At 52.4% G+C, this 24,681-nt stretch carries 21 protein-coding genes, 1 tRNA gene and 1 pseudogene; 19 read left to right on the top strand and 4 right to left on the bottom strand.

Features of this window, described 5'->3' with window-relative positions; genetic code table 11:
* Positions 1-2: 2 nt before the first annotated feature.
* The gene (locus KP814_RS12410; protein WP_216737072.1) at positions 3-923 is read right to left on the bottom strand and encodes a DUF1853 family protein; all 921 of its coding nucleotides are present in this window, start codon (positions 921-923) and stop codon (positions 3-5) included.
* Positions 924-1,093: 170 nt separating this feature from the next.
* Here KP814_RS12410 and KP814_RS12405 point away from each other — a divergent pair, with 170 nt between their 5' ends.
* From KP814_RS12405 to KP814_RS12360, 10 genes are all read left to right on the top strand, one after another.
* The gene (locus tag KP814_RS12405) at positions 1,094-1,984 is read left to right on the top strand and encodes an NAD(+) kinase (RefSeq protein ID WP_127969596.1); all 891 of its coding nucleotides are present in this window, start codon (positions 1,094-1,096) and stop codon (positions 1,982-1,984) included.
* A 4-nt stretch (positions 1,985-1,988) separates the two neighbouring features.
* Complete coding sequence (locus tag KP814_RS12400; protein WP_216737071.1) at positions 1,989-2,978, top strand: metallophosphoesterase; 990 nt, start codon at positions 1,989-1,991, stop codon at positions 2,976-2,978.
* Between the two features lie 4 nt (positions 2,979-2,982).
* The gene (locus tag KP814_RS12395) at positions 2,983-3,879 is read left to right on the top strand and encodes a rhomboid family intramembrane serine protease (protein WP_216737070.1); all 897 of its coding nucleotides are present in this window, start codon (positions 2,983-2,985) and stop codon (positions 3,877-3,879) included.
* A gap of 209 nt (positions 3,880-4,088) precedes the next feature.
* Positions 4,089-4,373 (top strand): YeaC family protein, encoded by a 285-nt coding sequence (locus tag KP814_RS12390; protein ID WP_216737069.1) that lies wholly within the window; start codon positions 4,089-4,091, stop codon positions 4,371-4,373.
* Positions 4,374-4,459: 86 nt separating this feature from the next.
* Positions 4,460-5,287 (top strand): DUF2797 domain-containing protein, encoded by an 828-nt coding sequence (locus KP814_RS12385; protein ID WP_216737068.1) that lies wholly within the window; start codon positions 4,460-4,462, stop codon positions 5,285-5,287.
* A 44-nt stretch (positions 5,288-5,331) separates the two neighbouring features.
* Positions 5,332-7,992, top strand: a complete 2,661-nt coding sequence (gene pepN, locus KP814_RS12380; protein WP_216737067.1) for an aminopeptidase N — start codon at positions 5,332-5,334, stop codon at positions 7,990-7,992.
* A 235-nt stretch (positions 7,993-8,227) separates the two neighbouring features.
* Positions 8,228-9,613, top strand: a complete 1,386-nt coding sequence (locus tag KP814_RS12375) for a DUF1329 domain-containing protein (protein ID WP_216737066.1) — start codon at positions 8,228-8,230, stop codon at positions 9,611-9,613.
* Positions 9,614-9,727: 114 nt separating this feature from the next.
* Positions 9,728-10,867 carry a YCF48-related protein gene (locus tag KP814_RS12370; RefSeq protein ID WP_216737065.1) on the top strand — a complete coding sequence of 380 codons (1,140 nt, stop codon included), beginning with the start codon at positions 9,728-9,730 and terminating at the stop codon, positions 10,865-10,867.
* 51 nt (positions 10,868-10,918) lie between these two features.
* Positions 10,919-13,312 carry an RND family transporter gene (locus tag KP814_RS12365; protein ID WP_216737064.1) on the top strand — a complete coding sequence of 798 codons (2,394 nt, stop codon included), beginning with the start codon at positions 10,919-10,921 and terminating at the stop codon, positions 13,310-13,312.
* Between the two features lie 187 nt (positions 13,313-13,499).
* Positions 13,500-14,483 carry a TAXI family TRAP transporter solute-binding subunit gene (locus KP814_RS12360; RefSeq protein ID WP_216737063.1) on the top strand — a complete coding sequence of 328 codons (984 nt, stop codon included), beginning with the start codon at positions 13,500-13,502 and terminating at the stop codon, positions 14,481-14,483.
* A 33-nt stretch (positions 14,484-14,516) separates the two neighbouring features.
* On the opposite strand, the gene KP814_RS12355 is transcribed toward KP814_RS12360, so the two are convergent.
* Positions 14,517-15,263 carry a ParA family protein gene (locus tag KP814_RS12355; protein ID WP_216737062.1) on the bottom strand — a complete coding sequence of 249 codons (747 nt, stop codon included), beginning with the start codon at positions 15,261-15,263 and terminating at the stop codon, positions 14,517-14,519.
* Between the two features lie 296 nt (positions 15,264-15,559).
* On the opposite strand from KP814_RS12355, the gene thrS reads away from it, so the two are divergent.
* The 9 genes from thrS (at position 15,560) to KP814_RS12310 (ending at position 23,006) form a co-directional block, all read left to right on the top strand.
* Positions 15,560-17,473 carry a threonine--tRNA ligase gene (thrS, locus tag KP814_RS12350; RefSeq protein ID WP_216737061.1) on the top strand — a complete coding sequence of 638 codons (1,914 nt, stop codon included), beginning with the start codon at positions 15,560-15,562 and terminating at the stop codon, positions 17,471-17,473.
* 29 nt (positions 17,474-17,502) lie between these two features.
* Complete coding sequence (gene infC, locus KP814_RS12345; protein ID WP_083769803.1) at positions 17,503-18,039, top strand: translation initiation factor IF-3; 537 nt, start codon at positions 17,503-17,505, stop codon at positions 18,037-18,039.
* Positions 18,040-18,096: 57 nt separating this feature from the next.
* The gene (gene rpmI / locus KP814_RS12340) at positions 18,097-18,288 is read left to right on the top strand and encodes a 50S ribosomal protein L35 (RefSeq protein WP_011398345.1); all 192 of its coding nucleotides are present in this window, start codon (positions 18,097-18,099) and stop codon (positions 18,286-18,288) included.
* A gap of 21 nt (positions 18,289-18,309) precedes the next feature.
* On the top strand, positions 18,310-18,666 hold the full coding sequence (rplT, locus tag KP814_RS12335; protein ID WP_011398344.1) for a 50S ribosomal protein L20: 357 nt from the start codon (positions 18,310-18,312) through the stop codon (positions 18,664-18,666).
* Positions 18,667-18,759: 93 nt separating this feature from the next.
* Positions 18,760-19,755 carry a phenylalanine--tRNA ligase subunit alpha gene (gene pheS, locus KP814_RS12330; RefSeq protein WP_216737060.1) on the top strand — a complete coding sequence of 332 codons (996 nt, stop codon included), beginning with the start codon at positions 18,760-18,762 and terminating at the stop codon, positions 19,753-19,755.
* Between the two features lie 56 nt (positions 19,756-19,811).
* On the top strand, positions 19,812-22,184 hold the full coding sequence (gene pheT, locus KP814_RS12325; RefSeq protein ID WP_216737059.1) for a phenylalanine--tRNA ligase subunit beta: 2,373 nt from the start codon (positions 19,812-19,814) through the stop codon (positions 22,182-22,184).
* 2 nt (positions 22,185-22,186) lie between these two features.
* Complete coding sequence (gene ihfA, locus KP814_RS12320) at positions 22,187-22,489, top strand: integration host factor subunit alpha (RefSeq protein ID WP_011398341.1); 303 nt, start codon at positions 22,187-22,189, stop codon at positions 22,487-22,489.
* Positions 22,470-22,826: a MerR family transcriptional regulator gene (locus KP814_RS12315; protein WP_011398340.1), complete on the top strand. Its 357-nt coding sequence runs from the start codon at positions 22,470-22,472 to the stop codon at positions 22,824-22,826. Before ihfA ends, KP814_RS12315 begins: the two co-directional genes overlap by 20 nt.
* 103 nt (positions 22,827-22,929) lie before the next feature.
* Positions 22,930-23,006, top strand: a tRNA-Pro gene (locus KP814_RS12310).
* 372 nt (positions 23,007-23,378) lie between these two features.
* Here the strand turns inward: KP814_RS12310 and KP814_RS12305 are convergent.
* Together KP814_RS12305 and KP814_RS12300 are read right to left on the bottom strand one after the other, a co-directional pair.
* A complete protein-coding gene (locus KP814_RS12305) occupies positions 23,379-23,591 on the bottom strand; it encodes a hypothetical protein (protein ID WP_216737058.1) in 213 nt (70 codons plus the stop codon).
* Between the two features lie 462 nt (positions 23,592-24,053).
* A pseudogene (locus tag KP814_RS12300) lies at positions 24,054-24,681 on the bottom strand (IS3 family transposase); the annotation flags it as partial.

Genomic DNA, 24,681 nt, shown 5'->3' with positions numbered 1-24,681 from the left:
GACTAGTTGTTCAATGTCGCCCTTGCTGATTCCGCCCAGTCGTCGCTAACGACGAAATATCGAGCTGTTTCCAGCCATCCGCCCGCCGGCGACTCCGCCAATGCGATCAACATCTGTGGTCGGCCGCTCCTTTCCGTAGAGTTCAATTCCCCGTACAACTCTTCCCAGCTCATGACTGTGGCTTGGTTGCCGGGATGTATTGAAAGGGGCGATAGCCAGTGTGATTTAGGGGTGAGTATCCAGTTTGTGGCGGTTCCCTCCAGTTGGGGCAGGGCGCTGACAGGCAGCCAGCCGCCGCGTAAGTGGTCGGGCGCGGCAAGGGAGGAGGGTGCAACACTTTCTGGGTCAATCAGTGGATAAAACAGATAGCCTTTCATAACGATCTGACGGCCGACTTCGTTAATGCCCAGGCTCGCCAGCGCTTGTCGGGCTTCGGGCGTTTCCGAGAGTAAAATCTGGCTGTTGAGCAGCTTGTTTAACTTAAGATCCAGCCGGTCCAGGTAGTTGGGGCCGAACCAGTGGGCGTCCCCGCCTTTCGCTGATGGCGTTGATAAGCCGAGATAGTATTTGATGGCGACTTCCTGATGGACATAATTGCCCTCGGGGTCCTGCAGGATAAAATCAAACTCGCCGTAAGTCTTTTTACGGTCTTTCACTTGCAAGCCATGGGCAATCACGCGCCAGGCGCTAAGCCGGTCGACGCCGAAGCGCCAAAGTGATTCAAAGTAAGGGCCCAGAAAACGGCTTTTTAAGTCTTTCTCCATATTTAGCAGGTCCATGGCCAGCGTCCGGTCTGTGTCGCTCAGCGCTATGGGCGCCTGACGATCGAACTGTGTTGGCGCCATGTCGGCACTGGCGGCCAGCTCCGGGCTGTTACAGGTCCACCGTAAATCTCTGATCAGTTGTTGTGGCGTTCGCTTCACAAATTAAACTTCCGTTAGTGCCCCGACCGGCGCTTTGGTCGTCGAGCGCAGTCACTGACTGGGCTGCAGCGGGGTGCGAGGGCGAGGAAAAAGACAAAAACCGCCCGTTGGGCGCATACAAGCCGGGGCAGTTTGGGTAACATAACAAAAACGCTTGATTAAGGGCATGTATGGAACAGTTTCGTAATATCGGTTTGCTGGGCCGGATGGGCAGCGTGCAGGTGGTGGAGACGCTGAAGCGGCTCAAAAACTATCTGGTCGGCGAAGGTTACGCGGTGATCCTGGAAGAAGCTACCGCAGCGGTGTTGCCAGGGCATAACGTGCAGGTGTCCAGCAAGAAAATGCTGGGAGAAATCTGCGACCTGGTGATTGTGGTCGGCGGCGATGGCAGTTTGCTGGGCGCAGCGCGTGCGCTGGCCGGGTGCAATGTGCCGGTGCTTGGCGTCAATCGCGGCAGATTAGGCTTCCTTACTGATATTACGCCGACGGAAATGGAGCCTCAGCTGGCGGAAGTGTTGTCCGGCAAATATGTCGAAGAGTCCCGCTTCCTGTTGGACGCCTACGTCAAGCGCAATGGCGAGCCCGTGGGCTATGGATGCGGCCTGAATGACATTGTCCTGCACCCTGGCAAATCCACCCGTATGATTGGGTTTGATCTTTATATTGAAGGACAGTTCGTCAACAGCCAGCGTTCCGACGGATTGATCGTTTCCACTCCCACCGGCTCCACCGCCTATGCGTTGTCCGCAGGCGGCCCGATTATGCATCCGCGTCTCGACGCTATCGTGCTGGTGCCCATGTTTCCCCATACCCTGAGCAGTCGTCCGATTGTGGTGGACGGCAACAGCGAAATTAAGATCATTATCGGCGATTACAACGAAACCTATCCTCATGTCAGTTGCGATGGGCAGACGCACGTCACCTGTGCGCCGGGCGATACGGTCACGATCTGCAAGAAGCCGCAGAAGCTGCGCCTGATTCATCCCATGAACCATAATTTCTATCAGATCTGCCGGGATAAACTGGGCTGGTCAAGCAGTAGAGATCAGGGAGGGCAGTAGTCTAATGTCCGAGAGCCAGAAGTACCGAGGCTTTGACTTCATCGGCGATGTCCACGGATGCGCCAGAACCCTGGAAGCATTGCTGGAGAAGCTCGACTACCGGAAAATCAACGGCGTATACAGTCATAAGCATCGTCAAGCTATTTATGTTGGCGATATCGTCGATCGCGGTCCCCGTATCCGCGAAGCGCTGCATGTCGTGCGGGATATGGTGGAGCACGGCAGCGCGCGTATTGTCATGGGCAATCATGAGTATAACGCCCTGGGCTATTGCACCCGGGCGCGTCCAGGCAGCGCCCATACCTATTTGCGCGAACATACGCCCCGTCATGAGCGATTGATTCGGGAAACGCTGGATCAGTTCGCTAATTACGGGCATGAATGGAATGAATTTCTTGAATGGTTCATGACGTTGCCGCTGGTGATTGACGATCAGAGTTTCCGGGTTGTTCACGCATGCTGGGATCATGATCTGATTTCACAGTTTCTGGAGCATCACCCCGATGGTCTTATCACGGAAGACTTTCTGCATGCCTCCACCGTGCGTGACAGTTTTGCCGGTCATGTGATGGACCGGCTGTTACGCGGCACGGATATGAAACTCCCTGATGGCATGTCTATTCGCAGCAGCGATGGCTTTGTGCGCACCGCATTTCGCACCAAGTTCTGGAAGGCGGAGCCTGAAACCTACGGCGACGTCGTGTTTCAGCCGGATGCTCTGCCTGACGAAGTGGCGGAAAGACGCTTGTCGGAGCGAGAGCGACGCATGCTTTTGTTTTATGGTCTGGATGAGCCGCCTTTGTTCGTTGGACATTACTGGCTGCAAGGCGCGCCGCGTCCTATTCGTCCGAATATCGCCTGCCTGGATTACAGCGCAGTGAAGTACGGCAAGCTGGTGGCCTACCGGCTCGAAGCGGGAGCCCGCAAACTGACGGCGGACAACTTTGTCTGGGTCGATGTCATGCGTGAAGCGGGGGGCGCCGCCGGGCGCTGAACACATGGAAAAAGTTTGCGATATCCCTATCGAAGAAGACATTGAGTCGCTGTATCGCTATCTGCGCAGCAGAGGCGTTGCGATATGGGTCACCGAGAATGAAGGACGGCAGGAAATATGGGTGAAAGATCCCGCCGCCAAATCTGTCGTGCTGGACTGCTATCAGCGCTTCAAAGAAGATCCTGGCGTTCGCGAGCGACTGGATGAGGCTGTAAGCGAGCAACCGCAGTCCAACGGCAACAGTCTGACAATGCAGTTCAAGCCTTTCCCCTGTATCGCATGGTTACTGCTGACGTTGCTGGCGGCGGCTTTGTACACCGGCTTCGGCGACTTTCAGAGCAGTCGTTACTTCTTCATTATCGATCGTTTTCAGTTGCCTTACGGGGATTTGCCCTCCCGTGTACAGTCCTTGTTGTTTACGCTACAGCAAGGGGAGTGGTGGCGTCTGCTGTCTCCCGCATGGTTGCACCTGGGGCTGGCGCACTGGCTGTTTAACTCTCTTGCGTTGTGGATCTTTGGGCGCTCTCTGGAAGTCTTGTTCAGCCGGGGTGGATTCGTTTCGTTCATTCTGGGGGCGGCGATCTTCAGTAATCTCGCCCAATATCTGGTGGCGGGGCCTGCGTTCGGTGGTTTCTCAGGCGTCGCTTACGCTTTGGTTGGCGCCCATGCGGCGGGTTGGGCGTTAGCGCCGAGTATGCGAATGTGGGCGCCTTCCGCGATGGTGATTTTCAGTATTGTGTGGATGTTGGCGGGGATGTTGGGCGTCTCTGATCAATTTGGCGTGTCGTTCGCCAATACCGCGCACTTCGTCGGCTTTTGGTTTGGCTTGACGTCAATGGCGTTGTGGCTAAAAACAAGTGGGAAAAAGATGGGGAAGGCATCAACGGAGCATAACGGTTAAACCAAGTTGCAGAGCTGATTTATCCAGCCTCCGTTGATGCGCATCCCCCAAGTAGCTGTGAATACTCTGATGAGAGCTGTGTGGGATCAAACACACAATGCAAATGATAATGATTATCATTTGTAAGTCAACACTTTTTCACCAGAATTTTATTGAAATGTCGGATCGCCCTTATGTTATAGTCCGCAACATTGTGCTGGAGACCCCTTATGTCCTTTGAAAATGCAGTAAAAAACCTGACTCCGGAGATCTATGAGGCCATGAAGACAGCCTTGGAGTTGGGGAAGTGGCCGGACGGCAAAAAATTATCAATGGAACAGAAAGAGCTCTGCATGGAGGCGCTTATCACCTACGAAATTTCCCACAATGTGCCTGAAGAGCAGCGGGTGGGGTATATAGAAAGAGATCGGCCGACGCCTTGTGCTTTGAAGGCGGCCGCGGCTGAATCTTCTTCCGGCGTATGGACGCCCGACAGCGGCGTTTCCAAGCATTGATCGAAGCTTCGCTTTCGTTGCGACGGGAGCGCGCGTTTCGACAATAACAATAATTGAGAGATGAATTTAGAACCAAGGGGACTCACTTGAGGGAAGTAGCTCAAGGCTGTCTGGAGAAAATGTTCAGCCAGCTCGATAACCCCGTCAACTACAGCCTGGTGGTTGGCGATGAACGGGTGGAGTTGAATCCTCTGCTCGGCAAATCACTTCAGATTAAATTCAGCGGTAAGATTGTCTGCAATCATTGCGGCCGCTCGACTAAAAAGAGCTTCAGTCAGGGGTTCTGCTTCCCCTGCTTCAAAAAACTGGCGCGTTGCGACAGCTGCATTATGAGCCCGGAAAAATGCCACTTTTTCGCCGGCACCTGCCGGGAGCCTGAGTGGGGGGAAACCCACTGCATGGTTCCGCATGTGGTGTATCTGGCCAACTCATCGGGAGTTAAAGTCGGCATTACCCGTAAAACCCAGACGCCTACCCGCTGGATTGATCAGGGCGCAACTCAGGCTCTGCCCATCATGGAAGTCACTACGCGCCGGATGTCCGGGTTAGTGGAAGCGATCTTCCGGCAATCGGTGACGGATAGAACCAATTGGCGCGCAATGCTCAAGGGCGATCCTGAGCCGCTGGACCTGGTCGCGGAAAGAGACCGTTTGCTGGCCGAGCTGGAAGGGTCGCTGGAAGGTCTACGCTGCGCCGAGGGCGCGGATAACATGGAAATTTTGACGTCTGCGGAGGTGGTCGACATCGCCTTTCCAGTGATGCAGTATCCGCAGAAGGTGGTTAGCCTGAATCCGGAAAAAGAGCCGGAAATTAGTGGTACATTACTCGGTATCAAAGGGCAGTATCTGATCCTGGATACCGGCTGCATCAACATTCGCAAATTTACGTCATACGAAGTTTCAGTCGCCGCTTGAGCGTATATGGAAGCTCGCCTACGGAAAACTTGAGCATAATTACTATGAAAGAAAGTCAACCTCGCACTATTTATCTGAAAGATTATCGTAAACCGGACTTTTTGATCGACGCCACGGACCTGAACTTCCAGCTTTATGAAGATGGGGCCCGAGTCACTTCTCAGCTCCACATCAGGCGCAATCCTGACGCTGATGCGTTTCGTGACGTTCTGGAGCTTGATGGCGTTGAGCTGCAATTGGAGCGTTTGCTGCTGGACGGGCGCACGCTGAACCCGGATGAGTATCAGCTGGACGACGAGACGCTGAGACTGGAGCGTTTGCCCAAGCAGTTCGTGCTGACCGTGGTCACCTGGATCAAGCCGCAGGAGAATACCTGTCTGGAAGGGCTGTATCGCTCCAGTTCGATGTTCTGTACTCAGTGCGAGGCGGAAGGTTTCCGTCGCATTACCTATTATCTGGATCGCCCGGACGTCATGTCCTCCTTCACCACTACGATTGAAGCGGAGAAGGGGCGCTATCCTGTACTGCTGTCCAACGGCAATCCTGTTGCTTCTGGTGAGAGCGGCGATCGTCATTGGGTTAAGTGGGAAGATCCTTTCAAGAAGCCCTGTTATCTGTTTGCTCTGGTCGCCGGCGATCTGCGCTGGGTGGAGGACAGCTTCACGACCATGAGTGGGCGCGAAGTGCAACTGCGTATCTATGTCGAACCGCAGGACCTGAATAAGTGCAGCCACGCCATGGACTCTCTCAAGCGCTCCATGACCTGGGACGAAGAAGTATATGGCCGTGAATATGACCTGGATATCTTCAATATCGTCGCCGTCAGCGATTTCAACATGGGCGCGATGGAAAACAAAGGGCTGAATATCTTCAACTCTTCCTGTGTGCTGGCGAACCCGGAAACGTCTACAGACAGCGCGTTTCAGCGTATAGAGGCGATTGTCGCTCATGAATACTTCCACAACTGGTCCGGCAACCGGGTGACCTGTCGCGACTGGTTTCAGTTGAGCCTGAAAGAAGGTTTTACTGTTTTCCGCGACGCGGAATTTTCTGCGGACATGCATTCGCGCGCTGTGAAGCGCATCGAAGACGTCGCCTTGCTGCGTACTATGCAGTTCGCCGAGGATGCGGGTCCTATGTCGCATCCGGTGCGCCCGGATTCCTATATGGAAATCTCTAACTTCTACACGCTGACCGTATATGAGAAGGGCAGCGAGGTAGTGCGCATGCTGCACACGCTGCTGGGAGCGGAGAAGTTCCGCGAGGGATCTGATCTCTATTTCTCCCGTTTTGATGGCCAGGCAGTGACTACCGATGATTTTGTCGCCTGTATGGAAGAAGTCAGTGGGCAAGACTTTGCTCAGTTCAAGCGGTGGTACAGTCAGTCTGGAACGCCAGTGGTGTCAGTGACGGATCATTATGATGCGGAGACGAAAGAGTACCGTCTCGATGTCAAACAAAGCTGTCCTCCCACACCAGGACAACTGGAAAAGCAGCCGTTCCAGATTCCCCTGGCGGTTGGCTTGCTGGATGGTTCAGGCAAAGATATGCCCTTGACGCTAAAGGCCGGTCAGGGCGAAGCCTCCGGCGCGGATGGCGATCTCACCCGAGTCCTGCAGGTTAGAGAGTCCGAACAAAGCTTTGTTTTCACCGGAGTAACGGAAAAACCGACGCCTTCGCTGTTGCGTGGTTTCTCTGCGCCAGTGCGACTGAATTATCCCTATGACAGAAATCAGCTTACTTTCCTCATGTCTTTTGACAGCGATGGCTTCAACCGTTGGGACGCGGGACAGAAACTGGCTGTTTCCGTCTTCAATGAGTTGATAAATGCTGAGCTGCAAGGCGAACAGGCGGAAATCGACGAACGCTACATCGACGCCATGCGCCAGGTATTGCTGGATGACAAAGGCGACCACGCCATGCTGGCGAAAATGGTGCAGACGCCCGGCGTGTCGCTGCTGGCGGAACAGGCCGAAGTGGTCCATGTCGACGCCATCCTCAACGCCCGTCAGCGGGTGCATGAGCGAATCGGCGCGTCTTTGTCGGAGCTGTTGTTGAGCAAATATCGTCAGCTTCACGCTCAGTCGGGCAATGCATTGGACAGCGTTTCCATGGGCCTGCGTGCTTATAAGAACGCTTGCTTGATGCTGCTCGCTCAGGGCGGCGCGCAAGAATCCGTCTCCTTGGCGAGGCTGCAGATGCAGCAGGCGCAGACTATGACAGACGAGTTCGGCGCTCTGGCCGCTCTGGTTAACGGGCCGGATATTGAGGCGGGGCAATCGGCGTTGGCTGACTTCCTGTGTAAGTGGAAGAAAGATCAGTTGGTCATGGAGCAGTGGTTCAGCGTGCAGGCGGCCAGCGAGCATCATGGCGCACTGGAAAGCATTCAGGCTTTGACGGCCCATGAGCTGTTCTCTGAGCGCAATCCAAACAAAGTCCGCTCCGTGATTGGAACCTTTGGCGGGCAGAACTGGCGTCACTTCCATGCTGCAGACGGCTCCGGTTATCGCTTCCTGCGCGAGTGGATCATAAAAATGGACGGTCTGAATCCGCAGATCGCTTCCCGTCTGCTGACGCCTCTGACTCGCTGGCGTAAATTGGAGCCACAGCGCTCTGCGCTTATGCAGAAAGAGCTGCAGGAAATCATGGCGCATCCCGGCCTGTCCAGAGATGCGTACGAAGTGGTGTCAAAGAGCCTGAAATAGGCGTAACTTGTAGAGAAAATGTCGATAAAAGTCCGTTAAGTCCCGGAGGAATAGACAAAATTACTGGCTGAACTAAGCTTTTACATACAATAAAGCCCTGTTGAAGCAGAGCAAAAATAAGAATAAAGCAGGAGATGACCTCTAAGTCCGGCGCTCAATCACTCAGCTGAGCGCCGCGTCCGCCGAAAGAGTCGTTCAATAATCCAGCTGTCTTCGATTAGGAATAAGAGTATCTATGATGCAGAATAAAAAAGTACTGCTTGGAAGCTTATTGCTGTTTTCCTTATACGCCGCCTGCGCAGGGGCGGCCGTCAGTCCCGCTGAAGCCAAAAAACTAACGGGAGAACTCACTCCTTTCGGCGCAATTCGTGAAGGTAATGGCGCTGACATTCCCCGTTGGGAAGGGGGGATTACTCAGCCTCCGAAAGAATATCAGCGGGAGGGGCAGCACCATCCGGACCCCTTTAAAGAAGATAAACCTAAAGAAGTAATTACAGCCCAGAACTTCACCAAATATGAAAAGTATCTGAGTGAAGGGTTAAAGGCGCTGTTTAAGACTTATCCCACCACATTCAAGATCCCGGTGTACGTTACCCGACGCTCGCACTCCGCGCCGGACTGGGTGAATCAGAACACCTATGAAAACGCGGTCAAAGCCGATCTGACCAAAGATGGAAATGGCGTTACCGGCGCCTATGGCGGCATTCCATTCCCCGTGTTGCATGGTTCGAACGAGCGCAAGGCGTTGCAGGCGATCTGGAACCATCTTACGCGCTGGCGCGGCGTATTCGTCACCCGTCGCGCATCGGAAACGGCGGTGCAGCGCAACGGTGAGTTCAGTCTGGTCAACTCTCAACAGGAAGTGTTCTGGAACTTTTATAACCCGGAAGGCAGCGAAAAGGATCTGAAGAATATCCTGTTCTACTATCTGTCGTTCACCATTTCTCCTGCGCGTCTCGCTGGCGGGGCGGTGTTGGTGCATGAAACCCTGGATCAGGTGAAGGAACCCCGCCAGGCATGGGGCTATAACGCCGGGCAACGACGTGTCAGAAGAGCGCCGAATCTGGCCTATGACTCGCCAATCGCCGCCTCGGACAATCTGCGTACGGCGGATGACACGGATATGTATAACGGCGCTCCGGATCGCTATGACTGGAATTATCTGGGGTTGAAGGAAATGTATATTCCTTACAACAGCTATCAAATATCTCAGGCCGGTCTGAAGTATGCGGGTGTGCTGGGCGTGTCCCATATCAATCCTGACTACACCCGTTTTGAAAAGCATCGGGTGCATGTCATTGAGGCCAAACTCAAAGCGGGCGAGCGGCATATCTATTCCCGGCGCGTGTTTTATATCGATGAGGACAGCTGGAATATCGCCTTGGTGGATCAATACGATGGCCGTGGCGAGCTGTGGCGCGTCAGTATGGCGTTCCTGAAAAACTTCTACGAGCTGCCCTCCACATGGACAGCGTTGGACGTGTTTTACGATTTGCAGGCGCGTCGGTATCACGTGCAGGGCTTGGACAGCGAAGAGCGTTCCACGCGGGTGTTCACCAATGAAGTGCCGGATCGCCGTTACTTCAGTCCGCAGTCGCTGCGGCGGCGTGGCATACGCTAGAGCGCTTGCAGTTGGCGCGATAGCGGCTAATTTTTAAGGGGCGCCGTGAGGCGCAATGTGCAAAAGGAAGAAGTGGGCGTAGACAGTGATGGGCTCAGAAAAAGGCAGGAATAAATGAAGTTAACGACGGTTCTGCGGAAAATGACGTTCGCGTGCGCGTTATGTGCGTCGCTGAACTCTCCTTGGTCGCTGGCGGGCGATGTGCTCAGCACTCCGGCAATGAAAACTGAATTGGCGTCCTCCACGTTGCTGGTGGATGTGGTGAAGGCCGGCGAGCGCCTGGTGGCGGTTGGGCAGCGGGGTCATATCATTTATTCCGATGATCAGGGCGGCAGCTGGACGCAGGCCAATTCACCTGTATCGACCTTGTTGACCTCCCTGTATTTTGTGGACGCCAAGCAAGGCTGGGCGGTGGGTCACGGCGCAGTGGTGCTGCATACCGAGGATGGCGGCGTCAATTGGAGCAAGCAGTTTGACGGTGTGGCCGCGAACGAGATGGTTATCGCACAGGCGCAGAAGCGCGTGGCGAATTTGAAGGAGCAACTGGAAACGGCTCCAGAAGAGGAGGCGTCAGATCTGGAGTATCAGTTGGAAGACGCCAGCTTCGCTCTTGAAGACGCCATGGCGGACGCGGAAGTCGGCCCAGGCAAGCCTCTGCTTGACGTTTGGTTTAAAAATGCGCAGGAAGGTTTTGTCGTCGGCGCCTATGGATTTTTCTTTCATACGGAAGATGGCGGCGCCAGTTGGACCAACTGGGCGCCCAGGCTGGAAAACACCGAACGCTTTCACTTGAATGCGATTGCGCAGATCACCGGCGGCGCCATGTTTATTGTCGGCGAGGCGGGCTACGTCTTCCGCTCGACGGATTTTGGCGAAACCTGGGAAACCCTTGAGTCGCCTTATGACGGCTCACTGTTCGGCGTGAGCGGTAATGGCAACGTTAATGAAGTGTTTGTATTTGGTCTGCGTGGGCATCTGTTCTATTCCCAGGATTCGGGCTCCACGTGGGATCGCGTGGGGGTCGATGTGGAGGAGTCGCTGATGAGCGCTGCGGTAGGCGAGGGTGGCCGCATAGCGGTCGTCGGTAACTCTGGCGTTATGCTGCTAAGCCAGAACTTCGGCGAAGACTTCAAGGTACATCCGCAGGCGAACCGCCTGGGCTTGTTGGCGGCGACATTCCTGTCTCCCGACCAATTGTTGCTAGTCGGCGAGGGCGGCGTGAACGTCCTCAAAAGCATAAGCAAGCTGAACTAGCCATAGTTCGATAGCAACCCACAGTAGAATAATCAGACAGGGGAAACTTGAATGTCGAACAAGTTACACGATCAAGGCGATCACTTCATTTTAACGCCGAAGGCGGAGCCGTGGCTGGAGCGGCTGGTGTTTAACAACCGCCTGATCATTCTTATCGCTTTCCTGGCGATCACCGTTTTCATGGCTTTCAGTGCGGCCAAAATCAAGCCGGACTCCAGCTTTGAGAGATTGATCCCGCTGGAGCATCCTTACATCCAGAATATGCTTGAGAACAGGGACGACCTGGAGAATCTCGGGAACTCCATTCGTATCGCGGTGGCGGTCGAGGAGGGGGATATCTTTACTGATTCCTACATGGAAACTCTGAAGCAGATTACGGATGAAGTGTTTTATCTGCGCGGCGTGGACCGCTCTGGCGTACGTTCTGTATGGACCCCCAATGTGCGCTGGGTGGAAGTTACAGAGGAAGGTTTTCAGGGCGGAACAGTTATTCCCGATGGGTACAACGGCAGTCAGGAAAGCCTGGACAAGCTGCGCCAGAATATTTTGCGCTCCGGCGAAGTGGGAAGGCTGGTGGCGGACAACTTCCGCTCAGTCATTATTTATGCGCCTCTGCTGGAGGTGGACCCGGATACCGGGCAATCGCTGAATTACGAACAATTCTCTCGTGATCTGGAGACGAATATCCGGGAGAAGTTTCAGGCGCAAAACCCCAATATTCATATCTACGCCATTGGTTTTGCGAAGAAGCTGGGGGATCTGATCGAAGGCATGCGCTCTGTCGTGTTGTTCTTCCTGGTCGCCATTGTGCTTACCATCGTGCTGTTGTACTGGTACTCGCGCTGTTGGTCCGGCACTTTGACGCCGGTTCTGGCTTCCATCGTGGCGGTGATCTGGCAGGTTGGGATCTTGCGTCTGCTGGGATATGGGATTGATCCTTACTCTATTCTGGTGCCGTTTCTGGTGTTCGCTATCGGCATCAGCCATGGCGTACAAATCGTCAACGCAATGTCCATTGAGTCGGCTCGTGGGTTTGACGCCACCACTTCCGCGCGTTTGGCGTTCAGGGCGCTGTATATCCCTGGGATGCTGGCGTTGGTGAGCGACGCGATGGGCTTCCTGACGCTGCTGTTTATTAAGATTGACGTCATCAAGGATCTCGCAGTCACCGCCAGCATTGGCGTAGCGGTGATCATCATCACTAACCTGGTGTTGCACCCGATTATTCTTTCCTATGTGGGCATCACCAAGTCTGGGATCAAGCATCAGAAGAACCGGGGCGAAGAGCGCGACCGAAAATGGCTGCGCATGTCTTATTTCGCACATCCTTCGGTGGCGCGAGTATCTTTGTTGATCGCATTGGTCGGCGCCGGCCTGGGGATTTACTACAAGCAAGGCCTGAAGATCGGCGATCTGGACAAGGGAGCCGCTGAACTGCGCCCTGACAGCAGATACAACCGAGACAATGACTTTATCATCAACAACTACAGCACCAGCTCGGACGTCATGGTGGTGATGGTGAAGACGGATAGGGAAAAATGCTCCAGTTATCCGGTCATGAAAGGAATGGATGATCTGCAGTGGGTGCTGGAAAACACGCCTGGCGTCGAGTCGACCGCCTCGTTGGCGACTGTATCCAAAATCGTCACCAAAGCGCTGAATGAAGGTAACTTTAAGTGGTACGAACTGTCCCGTAATCAGCAGATTATCAACTCTTCCATCCAGCGTGCGCCGTCCGGGCTGGTGAACTCTGACTGCAGTATGACGCCCTTGTTGGCTTTCCTGGAGGATCACAAGGCGGAAACCTTGCAGCGGGTGGTGGACACCATAGAGGCCTTCTCACGCGAGAACGCCAATGACGACTACCAATTGCTGCTGGCGGCGGGCAACGCCGGCGTGGATGCGGCCACGAACCAGGTTATTTCCAAAGCCAAGGACCTGATGCTGATCTTCGTTTACTCGGTGGTCAGCGTACTCTGCTTTGTCACGTTCCGTTCTATCCGCGCGGTGTTGTGTATCGTTGTACCCCTTGGCTTGACCTCAATCCTGTGCGAAGCGCTGATGACGCAGATGGGGATTGGCATCAAAGTTGAAACTTTGCCGGTGATTGCACTGGGAGTGGGCATTGGCGTGGATTACGGCATCTATATCTACACCAAGTTTGAGTACTATATCCTGGAAGGCAAAAGCTTGCAGGATGCGTATTTCGAAACGTTGCGCTCCACGGGTAAAGCGGTGATGTTTACGGGGATTACGCTGGCGATTGGCGTATGCACCTGGATATTCTCGCCCATCAAACTGCAGGCGAATATGGGGCTGCTGCTGTTCTTTATGTTCCTCTGGAACATGGTTGGCGCATTGTGGCTGCTGCCGGCATTGGCCCGTTTTCTGCTTAATCCAGAGAAGATGGTCGCCAAGGCGAAAGCTGCTGAAGGGGGCGTTTGACACGCCGGACGACATAGCCGTCGTATATCTCTGTAACGAACGGGGCCCGGTCAAGGGCCCTTCTTTGACTATAATTAATTAGTAAGCGTCTGGAATTGAATAGTAAATTGGGTTGTAAAGCGGCTTGCGGGCCTATACATCACCCGGTTTACGTAAAGCAGTCTTGAAAGCAGGTACTCATCTCCCAATGCCATTGATTAACGCTATGCTGCGCTTCTTGGTTCTGAGCATTGCAGCGCTATGCGCCACATTGACGTATTCCGCAGACACGCCTTCTCACATCAGTATCGCTACCGGCAATGAAACCGGAGTGTATTTTCCTACCGGCGGCGCTATTTGTCGGCTGGTGAACAAGTCCAGTAAGGAGTATGGCTTTCGCTGCTTCGTTGAAAGCACGGATGGGTCGCCCTACAACCTACGCGCATTACGCGCTGGTGAAGTGGACTTCGCGGTTGTGCAGTCCGACTGGCAATTTCATGCGTACCATGGCAGCAGTATTTTCAAAGAAGCGGGACCTCACAAAGAGCTGCGTTCGGTGTTCGCTATCCACCCGGAGGCGTTTACCATCGTGGCGCGTAAAGACGCCAATGTGAAAAGTTTTAAGGACTTGAAGGGTAAGCGGGTCAATGTGGGTAATGAAGGATCTGGCCAGCGTGGCACCATGGAAGTGCTGATGAATGCGTATGGCTGGTCCCTCAATGATTTCAAGTCCGCCTCGGAAATCAAGGCTATCGAACAACCGAGAGCGCTATGTTCCGGCCAGATTGACGTAATGCTATATATCGTGGGCCATCCAAGCGGCGCAGTGAAAGAGGCGACAACTCTGTGCGACAGCGTGTTAGTGTCGGTGGAAGGTGACGAAATCGACAAGCTCATTCGCGCCAACACTTACTATCGCCGCGCTGTGGTGCCCGGTGGAATGTATCGGGGTAATGAGCGGGACGTGAACACCTTCGGCGTTGGCGCTACCTTTGTGACGACGACGGCGGTGTCCGATGAGGTGGTTTACAGTGTGGTTAAGGCGGTGTTCGAGAACTTCGACCTGTTTCGACGCCTGCATCCCGCGCTGGCTAATCTGAAGAAAGAACAGATGATCTTCGATAGTCTGACCGCGCCGCTGCACGCCGGCGCTGAAAAATACTATCGGGAAATGGGCATGATCGGTAACTGATCGTCGAGTCTGTTCCCTCCCCCTATGCCGACCTTAGCGTCGGCGCAGAGCTTTTTTGCGTATGTTGTCCCAGAGCAGCTGATAGGCGAGGGTGGCCGGCGACTTGGGCGCAAATACCGGCAAGGGCTCGCGAAACTCCCCCATCTTTTCCACATCGCTACAGTAGGGGATAAAGCCGATAGGCGTCTTACCAAGCGTTTTTTTACAGCTGGCGGTGAACTCCTGGTGAATGCTCTTGCGGCGATCAATCATGGTCAACACGGGATGCAGTTTGGCCAAATCGATTTTCTTCTGCTCCATCATCTCCGACACATGACGATAAGTTTCAAACGACAGATGGGTCGGAATCATTGTGACCAGCACGGCGTCGGCGGCTTTGAGTATGCGTAACGCCAGTTCCGATAAAGTAGGGGGGCAGTCTAGTATCAGCACGCCGTAAGTCTCGCTCAGCATGGATAACCAGGAGTCGAGCTTGCCTCCGCTGACGCCGGTGAGATTGACGTCGATATTGCGGTTGCTCATATCGGAGGGGATGATATCCAGTCGGTCATAACCTGTTCCCTGAATCAACTCCCCCAGCGCAAGCTTGTCCTTGATCAGCTTGCTCGCCTTCTTGCGCTTGCTGTTCTCAACCTGAAAATACCAACTCGCCGCCGCTTGGGCGTCAAAGTCCCACAAAAGTGTTGGCTGGCCGCTTCCTGCGCTGAGATAGGCAATGTTGACGGCGGTGGCGGTTTTGCCCACCCCGCCTTTGAGATTGTATACCGCTATGGTTTTCATGGAGTCTGATGGCGCCTTGTTGTTATGGTCGGCTGAAGCCTTTATTAACCGGCGATGACGTTATACTTCCTTGGAGCGCCGGTGAGTGTGGAGAGTCAGGCTTTGCCGACAGGGTTTTATAATTCGGTTACTCTGTCAGAGTTATATAGGCTTTAACTGTAAAATCAAGAAACAATCGCATGCCTGAGCGCTTTTGGCGTGGCAACGCAGACGCATAGTTGCTAGAATCTCTGCCCCTGAAATTTGTGTGCAAGTGGTCTTTGGTATGGACCACCACTGGTGAAGGATAGTTTTTTATGCCCGTAATTACATTGCCTGACGGCAGTAAGAGAGAATTTTCCAACCCTGTAACCGTACTGGATGTCGCTGCCGACATCGGTCCCGGACTGGCCAAAGCCGCCGTGGCGGGTAAAGTGGATGGAACACTGGTCGACTGCTCTCATGTTATTGATAAAGACGCCGAACTGGCGATTGTAACGGAGCGGGACCCAGAAGGCGTGGAAGTGATTAGACACTCCAGTGCCCACTTGCTGGCGATGGCGGTGCAAAGCATTTTTCCCAGTGCGCAGGTAACTATTGGTCCAGTTATCGAAGACGGCTTTTATTACGACTTTGCGTTTGAGCGTCCTTTCACGCCAGATGATCTGGTTAAGATCGAAGAAAAGATGCAGGAGTTATCCGACGCCGATTTGCCGGTCACCCGCTCGTTGATGTCTCGTTCCGAGGCGGTAGAGCTGTTCAAGAAAATGGGTGAAGAATATAAGGTCGAAATCATCGCCAGTATTCCAACCGAAGAAAACCTGTCTTTCTACTCTCAGGGCGACTTCATTGATTTATGTCGCGGCCCGCACGTTCCCAGCACAGGCAAAATCAAAGCCTTCAAACTGACCAAAGTGGCGGGCGCATACTGGCGTGGCGATTCCAACAATGCCATGCTGCAGCGTATTTATGGCACCGCCTGGGGTAATAAAAAGGACCTCAAGGCTTATTTGCACAGAATCGAAGAAGCGGAAAAGCGCGATCACCGTAAAATTGGTAAAAAGCTGGGCTTGTTCCACATGCAGGAAGAAGCTCCAGGCATGGTGTTCTGGCACTCTGACGGCTGGACTCTGTACCAGGTAATCGAGCAATACATGCGTAAGCAACTGCGCAAGCACGACTACAAAGAAATCAAAACGCCTCAAGTGGTTGAGCGCACATTGTGGGAAAAGTCCGGACACTGGGAAAAGTTCCGCGACGATATGTTCACCACTCAGTCGGAAGATCGCGACTTCGCCATCAAGCCGATGAACTGCCCCTGCCACGTTCAGGTGTTTAATCAAGGGCTTCGCAGCTATCGTGATCTGCCGCTGCGACTGGCTGAGTTCGGTTCCTGTCACCGTAATGAAGCTTCTGGCGCGCTTCACGGCCTGATGCGAGTGCGTGGTTTCACGCAGGATGACGCACATATTTTCTGTACTGAAGAGCAAATTCAGGAAGAAGTCGGCAAGTTTATCGACTTCCTGCACGAGGTTTATGCGGACTTCGGCTTCTCTGAGATCATCTACAAGTTGTCCACGCGTCCAGAAAAGCGCGTGGGTTCAGACGAAATCTGGGATAAGTCAGAAAAAGCGCTGGCTGATGCGCTGAACGCCAAAGGCTTGCCTTGGGATGAGCTGCCAGGTGAGGGCGCGTTTTACGGTCCAAAGGTTGAGTTTTCATTGAAAGACTGTCTGGGGCGTCTGTGGCAATGCGGCACTGTGCAGGTAGATTTCTCGATGCCGGGCCGCTTAGGTGCGCAATACGTATCTGATGAACAGGTCAGAAAAACGCCTGTCATGTTGCACCGGGCGATTTTGGGCTCCTTTGAGAGATTTATCGGCATTCTCATCGAGCATTACGAAGGCGCATTCCCTTCCTGGCTGGCGCCAACTCAAGTGGCAATCCTCAATATTACCGACAAACAAGCGGATTATTGTAAAAAAATAGGCGAAATCCTGAATGATAAAGGGTTTAGGGTGCGTCTGGACTTGAGAAACGAAAAAATCAACTATAAAATTCGCGAGCATACTTTGAACAGAGTCCCCTTTTTGGCAGTGGTCGGGGACAAAGAAGTCGAAACTCAATGTTTAGCTATCCGGACTCGTCAAGGCGAAGACCTCGGCGTAATGTCCATTTCTGCGTTTGAAGAATTGCTTCAAAATGAAGAAGCCAAACGCAGCCGTAGCTAAAAATGATTAATTAACACGGAGAAAACACGATTAAGCGCAATACGCCACAAGGCAAATCCGATCGTCCAAAAATAAATGAGAACATAACTGCTCCCGAAGTCCGGCTGATAGCATCCGACGGGAAGCAGGTCGGTATAGTTCCTATAAAAGAAGCCTTGGAAAAAGCAGAGCAGGAAGGCTTGGATTTAGTGCAGATCGCGGATTCTGACCCGGTAGTCTGCCGCATAATGGACTACGGGAAAAAGATTTTTGAAGAGAAGAAGCAGAAAGCTGCTGCTAAGAAGAAGCAGAAGCAGACGCAAGTAAAAGAAATGAAATTTCGACCAGGGACGGAAGAAGGGGATTATCAGGTAAAGCTGCGCAACCTGATACGTTTCCTAGAGCACGGGGACAAGGCCAAAGTATCCATTCGCTTCCGCGGACGGGAAATGGCTCACCAAGAGCTCGGACTGCAGTTACTGCAAAGGGTCGAAAAAGACCTGGAGGAGTTCGGCGTCGTGGAGCAAAGGCCCAAGATGGAAGGGCGTCAGGCTATGATGGTGGTAGCCCCGAAAAAGAAAAAGTAGCCTTCTCAGCAATATAGAGGCTGCTCATTTATATCTAAATGAATGCGGAGTATTCATATGCCTAAGATGAAAAGCAAAAGCTCGGCGGCGAAGCGGTTCAAAAAAACCGCTAACGGCTTTAAACACCGCCAATCCTTCACCAGTCATATTTTGACCAAGAAGAGCACCAAGCGTAAGCGTCACCTGCGTCCTAAGAAGCAAGTGAACCCTTCGGATGTTCCATTGATCAAGCGTATGCTCTGCCAGTAATTAATACGGAAGGATTGAAATATGCCTCGAGTTAAACGTGGTGTAACGGCTCGCCGTCGCCATAAGAAAGTTCTGAATCAAGCCAAGGGTTACTACGGAGCGCGTAGTCGTGTATTCCGTGTAGCCAAGCAAGCGGTTATCAAAGCCGGACAATATGCTTACCGTGACCGTCGTCAGCGTAAGCGTCAATTCCGCGCACTGTGGATTGCCCGTATTAACGCCGGTGCGCGTGACAACGGTCTGTCCTATAGCCGTTTGATCGCTGGTCTGAAGCGCGCCAACGTCGAAATCGACCGTAAGGTCTTGGCGGATCTGGCTATGAACGAAAAAGCAGCTTTTGCTGCTGTAGTTCAGAAAGCTAAAGAGGCCCTGGCGTAATCTAACTTTTCAGCAAATCCTTGATTTTGTTGATTAATATTTGATAGGGGAAGGGGCTGCTCTTCCCCTATTTTTGTTTCTCGGAGCGGAAAAATGGAGAATCTTGAAGGCATTGTTGATCGCGCCAAAGACGCCGTCGCCAAGGCGGAGAGCGAGCAGAGCCTTGAACAACTAAGAGTTGACTACCTTGGCAAGAAAGGGCAAATCACCCAACTTCTGAAAGAACTGGGACGTCTTGACGCTGCGGAGAGACCTGCGGCGGGAGCAAAGATCAATGAAGCCAAGCTGTTGGTGCAAGACCTTATCAACGAAGCCAAAAGCGAGCTCTCCAGCAAAAACGAAGCAGTCAAACTGGCTGCGGAATCAATCGACGTAACCTTGCCCGGGCGTAAAGAGTCATTGGGAACTCTTCATCCTGTCACCCGGACGATGCTACGTATCGAGGACTTCTTCGCGAGATCTGGATACACAGTGGAAGAGGGACCTGAAATCGAAGATGACTATCATAACTTCGAGGCCCTTAATATCCCGTCTCATCATCCCGCGCGCGCCATGCACGATACCTTTTACTTTGATCCGACGACATTACTGCGCACGCATACATCCCCAGTGCAGATTCGGGTAATGGAATCAAGCAAGCCTCCATTCCGCATGATTTGCCCCGGAAGAGTTTATCGTTGTGACTCGGATATGACTCATACGCCCATGTTCCACCAGGTCGAAGGTTTGATGGTGGATAAGCATGTCAGCTTCGCTGACTTGAAAAGCACAATCGTTGAGTTTCTGCGCGAGTTCTTTGAGAAAGACCTTGAAGTACGTTTCCGTCCGTCTTACTTCCCGTTCACAGAGCCTTCCGCTGAAGTGGACATTGAGTGGGGAAGAAACGAAGACGGTTCAATCAAGTGGTTGGAAGTGATGGGCTGCGGCATGGTTCATCCTAAAGTGTTTGAAGCGGCGGGCGTGGACTCTGAAACCTATTCAGGGTTTGCCTTTGGTATGGGCGTTGAGCGATTGGCGATGCTCCGGTACGGCGTGAACGATCTGCGGATGTTTTTCGAAAACGACATGCGTTTTCTTGATCAGTTCTAACCTCAGGCGTGATTACCCCTTAAAACACGGTAAGGATTAATAATAGGCTTTGTGATATGAAATTCAGTGAATATTGGTTACGAGAGTGGGTCGATCCGCAGCTGAGCTCTGAGGCATTGGTTCAGCAAATCACTATGGCGGGCCTGGAAGTAGATGCTGCCGAGCGCGTAGCCAAGCCTTTTAGTGGAATCGTGGTAGGTGAGGTGCTTTCAGTCGAGCCCCACCCCGATGCAGATAAGCTTCGCGTCTGTAAGGTCTCGGATGGTCAGGAGCAGTTCCAGGTAGTATGTGGCGCTCCCAATGTCGTGGCGGGAATGAAAGTTCCGTTCGCTAAAATTGGCGCTGTGTTGTCCGGCGACTTCAAAATTAAAAAAGCTAAGCTGCGAGGCGTAGAATCCCAGGGCATGTTGTGCTCGGAAGAGGAGCTAACGCTGGCGGAGAAGTCCGATGGCTTAATGCCGTTGGCCGCAGATGCGCCTGTTGGCGCTGACGTTCGCAGCTATTTGAAGCTGGATGACAATATTATTGATGTCGATTTGACTCCCAACCGTAGCGATTGCCTCAGTATTCTGGGCATGGCGCGGGAAGTGGCCGCTCTCAATAAGATTCCTTTTGATGCGCCTGAAGTGAAGAAAACGGCGGCAGTCACTGAAGACGTATTCCCTGTTCGTATCGACGCTCCAGAGGCCTGCCCGCGATATGTGGGGCGCGTTATTAAAGGGGTGGATTTGTCTGCGCCTACACCTCAGTGGATGGTCGAAAAACTGCGCCGAAGCGGAATTCGCAGTATTGACGCAGTGGTGGACGTCACTAACTTTGTTATGATCGAGCTAGGTCAACCCATGCACGCGTTTGACCTCAACGAGCTTGCGGACGGTATCGTTGTTCGGATGCCTGCGCCGGGCGAAAAGTTAGTTCTGCTGGACGGTCAGGAAATAACTATTAACCCTGATACGTTAGTCATTGCTGACAAAGAAAAGCCTCTAGCCCTGGCTGGCATTATGGGGGGCGAGCATAGCAGCGTTTCTGAAAAAACCAAGGACATATTCCTGGAAAGCGCGTTCTTTGCTCCTTTGCATCTGGCTGGGAAAGCGCGTTCATATGGTTTGCATACGGACTCATCTCATCGCTTTGAGCGTGGTGTCGACTACGCTCATCAGGCGCGCGCCATAGAGCGGGCCACCGAGTTGTTGCTTGAGATCGTGGGCGGTCAACCTGGTCCGGTTACTGAAGTCTGTAGCAAAGAGCACTTGCCTGCCAAAGCATTAGTAAACCTGCGCCATGCTCGTGTTGATGAGCTGCTTGGCGTTCACCTTGATCGCACCAGAGTAGAGGAAATGCTCGCAAGGTTGGGTCTTAGCGTGCACAAGGTGGCTAAAGACGGCTGGACTTTCAGCGCCCCGACCCATCGCTTTGATATCAGTATTGAAGTGGATCTGATCGAAGAAGTGGCAAGATTGTATGGCTACAACAAGCTGCCCGTTACCGAGCCGATGGCTCCGTTGGGAATTAAGCCGTTGCCGGAGAGTAAGGTATCTCTGCGTCGCTTGAAACTACACTTGGTGTCGAGAGGCTATCAGGAAGCGATTACATACTCTTTCGTAGATCAGAAAGTGTTGAGTCTGCTGACTCCTGAGGAAGATACCATTAATTTGGCGAATCCTATCGCCAGCGATATGGCTGCAATGCGTACGACCCTCTGGGCAGGCTTGTTGCAAACCGCTTTATATAACCAAAATCGCCAACAAAATCGCATTCGGCTTTTTGAATCTGGTCTACGCTTCCTTAAGAAGGACGGCCAAATTCAACAGGACCCGATGTTGGCGGGGTTAATTATGGGCGCCAGTATGCCGGAAGGCTGGGAAAGCAAAAAGCGCACGGTTGACTTCTATGATGTGAAGGGAGATCTAGAGTCGCTTTTGGAAATTCCTGGCTGTAACTTGAGTTTCAGAGGCGCTCAGCATCCAGCATTGCACCCTGGACAGACGGCTGAAGTGTTGAAAGATGAGCAACCTATCGGTGTGTTAGGCGCACTGCATCCCAGAATTGCTAAAACTTTGAATTTAAATGGCCCACTTTATTTATTTGAGCTATGCTTAAATTCAATAGCAGACGGGCAAGTGCCTTCTTTTAAAGGAGTTTCCCGCTTCCCGGAGATCCGAAGAGACCTTGCTATTGTAATAGATGAACAAACACCTTACGCGGATGTCGCCCTGGCGATTGCTCAGAGCGCAGGGGAGTGGCGTGTTCACCACGAACTGTTCGATGTATATCATGGGGATTCGGTCGATGCGGACAAGAAGAGCCTGGCCATCAGTATCGTGTGGCGCCATCCTGAAAGAACATTACGCGACGAAGAAATCACGGAGGCATTTGACAACGTGGTGAAAGAACTTGGTAATCGTTTCGGTGCGTCTTTGAGGAGTTAGTCATGGGAGCTTTAACGAAAGCAGATATGGCTGAGCGGCTTTATCAGGAAGTGGGTCTCAATAAGCGTGAAGCTAAGGAAATGGTCGAGGCCTTCTTTGACGAGGTCAGGGATGCATTAAGCCACAACGAGCAAGTAAAGCTGTCAGGATTCGGCAATTTTGACCTGAGGGACAAAAAACAGCGTCCTGGCCGTAACCCTAAGACTGGTGAGGAGATTCCTATCACCGCCAGGCGGGTTGTTACTTTCAGACCAGGTCAAAAATTAAAGGCTAAAGTAGAAGCTTATGCTGGAACCCAGTCATAACGACGAGCTCCCACCCATTCCAGGAAAACGCTACTTCACCATCGGTGAAGTCAGCGATTTATGTAGTGTTAAGGCTCACGTGCTACGATATTGGGAGCAAGAGTTTCCTCAACTCGCTCCCGTAAAGCGGCGCGGAAATCGCCGCTATTATCAACGCCAAGACGTGTTGATGATTCGTCAGATCCGAGACCTTCTATATAACCAGGGTTACACCATCGGCGGTGCCAAGCAGAAATTGGCGGGCTCCGAAACCAAGGAAGACGCTACACAGGCCAAGCAACTCATACGTCAGATGATTATTGAGTTAGAAGAAGTATTGTTGGTCCTTGAAGCCTAATAGGTTTCAAGGAGCGTCACCCCAAAGTAAAAAACTGAATTATTTGGGTTTTTAGGGGTTGAAGGGCGAGGTGTTTTTATCTATCATACGCACCTCTTCGAGTCGGGGCGTAGCGCAGCCTGGTAGCGCACTTGCATGGGGTGCAAGGGGTCGAGTGTTCAAATCACTCCGTCCCGACCAATTTTCCTTTATACTATCAGTAAGCTATGCGGCTTATTAGATTTTTATATCGAAAAACTTCCCGTTAAATCTCGGCTATATTTAGGTTTGCAACGGCGTTTGCCCATCTAATTTCGCTGTGTCCTGAATCATAGTTCTTCATCATTTTTTGAAGTCTACCCAGTCGCTTGGGACCTTTCCTCGGTCTTTGCGCAACTCTTTGCCGCAGGCTCGAATACTATCCCCTCGCGATAGTACCCGAGAGGGGGGCAGGAAAACTCCTAATAGAGTGAGCTCTATCTATTGCTCTGCTGCTAGTTAAAATTTTCACCAATTAGCAAAAAACCTTGGCTTTGATAAGGGGTATTTGGTATGAGTTGAGAGGCGATAATATTAGGTCTTTTCTTTGTAAAAGCGGATTAAACGCTCACTGAGAGAGGATATATCCTCAAGACGATCTGTGAGCAACCATAATAGGTTGGCTTTAATTCCGGGGCCCAATATCTCGCCTTCCTCGCAGTCTGCTGACAATGCGACAGCTATTGCAGACGCTTGTGAAGTAAATCGCCCCATTTCATCGAACATATCAATGAGTTCGTTATCCATATTGGTTGTTCTCCAGTTAATTTGGGAAATGTTTGTATTTAGTCGGCTGAGTTTGAGTGAAACCTCCTGGTAGTTTTCCCTTGGCTGATAGGAATACTTTTAATGAAGACCTGCTGGTTAACGTGCTGTTTCTAGTGTTGCGGATGTATAAAAGTTTGGTAGTTGTGAGCTTGTAAATGGTTGGCCTAAAAAGCTCATTTTTGAGTGTTTGTCAGGTTTTTTTTGGGATAAAAAGCATGCTGTATATCTATACGCATTATTTATGAATTCAGATTATCTCCAAGTGCTAATATGTGATGAAATATATTGTAGGGTGTTGTCTGTTCGCTGAAGTGGCGCTTTTTATAATGCTATTTTTGAGTGTATAAATACTTGATAGTAAAATTTTTAATTGGCATTAAATAAGTATAATTAATAGGTGCGATTCTATCTGAAGTGTCTAGTCCTGATATAGGTTGACACCTATTTCGTCTCAAACGCCCGATGCACTGCGTCGGGCGTTTTGTATTTCAGGGCCAGATGAGGCCGCTCTCGGTTATAAATATCCACGGATTCATCAACCATCGTTCGAGCCTGCCCTAGATTCCCTGGTCGCATTAGCAGGAACTCCGTTTTCAAGATCCCGTTCACCCGTTCCGCCAACGCATTCTGATAGCAGTCTTACCCGTCGGTCATCGAACATTGAATGCCGTGTTGACGGTGCAGCTTCTGGTAGCTGTCGCAACAGTATTGGACACCTCGGTCGGAGTGGTGGGTCAATGGCTGCCGCCCCGGCCGTTCACGCAGAGCCTTGCGCAAGGCCTGTTCCACATCCTCGCTGCGCAAGCTTTCATGTACATGATGACCCACGATCTTACGGGAGTAAGCGTCGGTCACCAGACTCACGTAGCTCATGCCGGAGCGTGTCGGCAGATAGGTGATATCCGCCACCCAGACCTAGTTAGGCCGGCAGGCCACGACTTGCTCTGGACCTGGCTTGAGCAGGTTTGGGTGACGTCGGAAGCGGTGATGACTGTGCGTGGTCTTGTGGTAAGCCCGGCGTCGGGGAACCAACAGGCGCCGGCTACGCAGCACCTGAAGCAGTTGATCC

Source organism: Hahella sp. HN01, from assembly GCF_018986435.1.
GTDB lineage: Bacteria > Pseudomonadota > Gammaproteobacteria > Pseudomonadales > Oleiphilaceae > Hahella.
This window is presented reverse-complemented; position numbering and strand designations above follow the sequence as displayed.

Excerpts from the sequence above, each read along its gene's own strand:
- KP814_RS12405 (WP_127969596.1), top strand. The coding sequence starts at position 1,094 with ATGGAACAGTTTCGTAATATCGGTTTGCTGGGCCGGATGGGCAGCGTG.
- KP814_RS12400 (WP_216737071.1), top strand. The coding sequence starts at position 1,989 with ATGTCCGAGAGCCAGAAGTACCGAGGCTTTGACTTCATCGGCGATGTC.
- KP814_RS12395 (WP_216737070.1), top strand. The coding sequence starts at position 2,983 with ATGGAAAAAGTTTGCGATATCCCTATCGAAGAAGACATTGAGTCGCTG.
- KP814_RS12390 (WP_216737069.1), top strand. The coding sequence starts at position 4,089 with ATGTCCTTTGAAAATGCAGTAAAAAACCTGACTCCGGAGATCTATGAG.
- pepN (WP_216737067.1), top strand. The coding sequence starts at position 5,332 with ATGAAAGAAAGTCAACCTCGCACTATTTATCTGAAAGATTATCGTAAA.
- KP814_RS12375 (WP_216737066.1), top strand. The coding sequence starts at position 8,228 with ATGATGCAGAATAAAAAAGTACTGCTTGGAAGCTTATTGCTGTTTTCC.
- KP814_RS12370 (WP_216737065.1), top strand. The coding sequence starts at position 9,728 with ATGAAGTTAACGACGGTTCTGCGGAAAATGACGTTCGCGTGCGCGTTA.
- KP814_RS12365 (WP_216737064.1), top strand. The coding sequence starts at position 10,919 with ATGTCGAACAAGTTACACGATCAAGGCGATCACTTCATTTTAACGCCG.
- KP814_RS12360 (WP_216737063.1), top strand. The coding sequence starts at position 13,500 with ATGCCATTGATTAACGCTATGCTGCGCTTCTTGGTTCTGAGCATTGCA.
- KP814_RS12355 (WP_216737062.1), bottom strand. The coding sequence starts at position 15,263 with ATGAAAACCATAGCGGTATACAATCTCAAAGGCGGGGTGGGCAAAACC.
- thrS (WP_216737061.1), top strand. The coding sequence starts at position 15,560 with ATGCCCGTAATTACATTGCCTGACGGCAGTAAGAGAGAATTTTCCAAC.
- rpmI (WP_011398345.1), top strand. The coding sequence starts at position 18,097 with ATGCCTAAGATGAAAAGCAAAAGCTCGGCGGCGAAGCGGTTCAAAAAA.
- rplT (WP_011398344.1), top strand. The coding sequence starts at position 18,310 with ATGCCTCGAGTTAAACGTGGTGTAACGGCTCGCCGTCGCCATAAGAAA.
- pheS (WP_216737060.1), top strand. The coding sequence starts at position 18,760 with ATGGAGAATCTTGAAGGCATTGTTGATCGCGCCAAAGACGCCGTCGCC.
- pheT (WP_216737059.1), top strand. The coding sequence starts at position 19,812 with ATGAAATTCAGTGAATATTGGTTACGAGAGTGGGTCGATCCGCAGCTG.
- ihfA (WP_011398341.1), top strand. The coding sequence starts at position 22,187 with ATGGGAGCTTTAACGAAAGCAGATATGGCTGAGCGGCTTTATCAGGAA.
- KP814_RS12315 (WP_011398340.1), top strand. The coding sequence starts at position 22,470 with ATGCTGGAACCCAGTCATAACGACGAGCTCCCACCCATTCCAGGAAAA.
- KP814_RS12305 (WP_216737058.1), bottom strand. The coding sequence starts at position 23,591 with ATGGATAACGAACTCATTGATATGTTCGATGAAATGGGGCGATTTACT.